This window comes from Candidatus Pelagibacter communis (genome assembly GCF_001179845.1).
Classification (GTDB): domain Bacteria; phylum Pseudomonadota; class Alphaproteobacteria; order Pelagibacterales; family Pelagibacteraceae; genus Pelagibacter; species Pelagibacter ubique_Q.
Genome location: NZ_CVSB01000050.1, coordinates 1 through 2,925, shown reverse-complemented (window position 1 = coordinate 2,925; position 2,925 = coordinate 1). Strand labels below are relative to the sequence as shown.

The 2,925-nt window shown below is 26.4% G+C and carries 4 protein-coding genes; 2 read left to right on the top strand and 2 right to left on the bottom strand.

The features are described 5' to 3' along the window. On the top strand, positions 1-620 hold a 620-nt coding region (locus AMN81_RS05515; protein WP_256998237.1), incomplete at its 5' end, for an AIR synthase-related protein. After that, positions 598-1,179, top strand: a complete 582-nt coding sequence (purN, locus tag AMN81_RS05510) for a phosphoribosylglycinamide formyltransferase (protein ID WP_072091064.1) — start codon at positions 598-600, stop codon at positions 1,177-1,179. The genes AMN81_RS05515 and purN, both read left to right, overlap by 23 nt. Here the strand turns inward: purN and ndk are convergent. Then, positions 1,169-1,579: a nucleoside-diphosphate kinase gene (gene ndk / locus AMN81_RS05505; RefSeq protein WP_072091063.1), complete on the bottom strand. Its 411-nt coding sequence runs from the start codon at positions 1,577-1,579 to the stop codon at positions 1,169-1,171. The two genes, purN and ndk, sit on opposite strands and share 11 nt — an antisense overlap. After that, positions 1,572-2,925 (bottom strand): leucyl aminopeptidase (locus tag AMN81_RS05500; protein ID WP_072091062.1); only part of this gene is annotated, 1,354 nt, incomplete at its 5' end. The genes ndk and AMN81_RS05500, both read right to left, overlap by 8 nt.

Below are 2,925 nucleotides of genomic sequence, written 5' to 3'. Positions count from 1 at the left end.
TTGTAATTGAGAAACATGAAGTTTTAGGCACTTACGAAAAAGGGAAATTTGATATTGCGGGTTTTGCAGTAGGAGTTGTTGGAAAGAATAAAATTTTAAGTAAAAACAAAATAAAAAAAAATAATCTAATATTAGCGATTCCTTCTAGTGGTTTACACTCTAATGGGTATTCTCTTGTGAGATATTTATTAAAACAAAAAAAAATAAATATTAAAAAAAATAAATTTTTAAGGTCTGAACTTTTAAAGCCAACTAAAATATATGTCGAAGAAATAATGAATTTAATAAATAATAAATTAATTAATGGTTGTGCAAATATAACTGGTGGAGGATTGTCGGATAATATTAAAAGAATTATACCAGATAAACTTTCTGCAAATATTAATTTAGATAAAATTAAAACCTCTAAAATATTTAGTTGGCTTAAAAGTAATGGAATTTCTAATAAAGAAATGCTCAAAACATTTAACTGCGGAGTTGGTTTTTGCCTAATTATAGAAAGTAAAAATCTAAAAAAAATAAGCAAATTTTTTTCAAAAAAATACAAACCATATGTAATTGGAAAAATTTCTGAAGATAAAAATAAAGTTAAACTAAATGGGTCTATCAACTGGTTATAAAAAAATTAGAACGGCCGTATTTATATCTGGTACAGGAAGTAATTTAAAATCTCTAATTAAATTTTCAAAAACTAATAAATCTCCAATATCTATTGATTTTGTTCTTTCAAATAATTCTAAAGCTAGAGGTTTAGATTATGCTAAAAAATATGATATAAAAAAAAAGGTATTAAATTTTAAAAATAAAAATTTAAGTGAAAAAAATTTACTTTCTGTTTTAAAAGTAAACAAAATTGAAATGATTTGTCTTGCTGGATTTATGAAAATTTTATCAAAGAATTTTATTAAAAAATTTAAAGGAAAAATTTTAAATATACATCCATCTCTACTTCCTAAATATAAAGGATTAAATACTCACAAAAGAGCATTAAATAATAAAGAAAAATATTCAGGATGTACTGTTCATTTAGTAAATGCTAGATTAGACTCTGGTAAAATTGTTCTCCAAAAAAAAGTCAGGATTTCAAAAAACGAAACTGAGGCTTCACTTGCTAAAAAAATTTTAGTCCAAGAGCATAAACTCTATCCTAAAGCTATATTAAAAGTTTTTAATCTTTAAAGAAAAAATCTATTTCAATTTTAGCATTTTCAGTACTATCTGATCCATGAACAGAGTTTTTATCTATTGAAATTCCATATTTTTTTCGGATAGTACCTTCTTCTGCATCTTTTGGATTTGTAGCACCCATTAATTCTCTATTTCCCACAACTGCATTCTCTTTTTCAAGAACCATAACTACAATTGGGCCTGATGATAGATAATCGCACAAATCATTATAAAATGGTTTAGTTTCATGGACTTTATAAAACTTTTCTGCTTCTGACTTTTCAATTTGAATTTTTTTTTCTTTTAATATTGAAAAACCTTTGCTTTTAAACATTTCTTTAATCTCATTTTCAATATTTCTCTCAACAGCATCAGGTTTAATAATTGATAATGTTTGTTCTAAATTACTCATAATTGTCCTCTATCAGTTTGTTTAATAATCTTACTCCATAACCTGTTGCACCACCTGAATTTAAAGCTCCTCCATATTTAGAAAAAGCCATACCAGCAATATCTAAGTGAGCCCAAGGTGTTTTGTTTAGAATAAATCTTTGTAAAAATTGTGCTGCCGTTGTTGACCCTGCTCCACCAACGTAATTAATATTTTGCATATCGGCATTTTTAGAATCTATTAATTTATCAAAGTTTTTATGAAGTGGCATTCTCCATAATTTTTCGTCAACATTATTTCCAGCATCAATTAATTGATTAGATAACTTATCATCATTTGAAAAAAGTCCAGCATATTCCGATCCAAGAGAAACTATAATTGCACCTGTGAGAGTTGCTAAATCAACCATAAATTTAGGTTTGAATTTTTTTTCAGTGAAGGTAAGCGCATCAGCCAAAACCAATCTTCCTTCTGCATCCGTATTTAATATTTCAATTGTTTTTCCACTATAAGATTTAACAATATCTCCAGGTCTTTGAGCATTTCCACCAGGCATATTTTCCACAAGTCCTACAACACCAACAGCATTAATTTTTGCTTTTCTCAAAGCTAGATTTTTCATTAAACCAACTACTGTAGCAGAGCCCGCCATATCATAGGTCATATCTTCCATAAACTTAGCAGGTTTTAATGAAATTCCGCCTGTATCAAAACAAACTCCCTTTCCAATAAATGCTAAAGGTTTGGAATTATTTTTAACACCTTTCCATTCCATTGTGACAAGATAAGATCCTCTAATGCTTCCCTGACCAACACCAAGCAAGGCATTCATACCAAGTTTTTTTAATCTCTTTTTATCATATATGTTTACTTTCAATCCAAACTTTTTAAGTGAATTTATTCTTTTTGCATATTCATCGGGATGTAAAACATTGCCTGGTTCTGAAACAAGATCTCTAGCAAAAAAAGTTCCTTCTTCTATAGCTTTAAATCTTAATTGATCCTTCTTAGAAATTTTATTTTTATTTGCAATTACATTTATAGAAACAATTTTTTTATTTTTTTTTGATTTATAAATATTGAATTCATAAGATTTTAATTTGAACCCATGAAGAAAATGACCTACAAAATTTTTTATTTTACTATTAATGGTATCTGAGTTTACAAAATAATCTTTTCTTTTTTTATAATCTATATGACCATGAAATTTAGCTCCCAAATTTTCTATATCGGAAATCTTAATATTCCTTTTAATAGAAATTAAAAATATTGTTTTTTTTGAATTTATTTCAAAAACAAGTAAATCTTTTTTAAGATCACTATTTTTTAATAAGTCTGAAATGTATAAAAATTCAGAATTAGATATA

Bases quoted from the DNA above. Each gene is read 5' to 3' on its own strand.
- purN (WP_072091064.1), top strand. From the start codon at position 598: ATGGGTCTATCAACTGGTTATAAAAAAATTAGAACGGCCGTATTTATA.
- ndk (WP_072091063.1), bottom strand. From the start codon at position 1,579: ATGAGTAATTTAGAACAAACATTATCAATTATTAAACCTGATGCTGTT.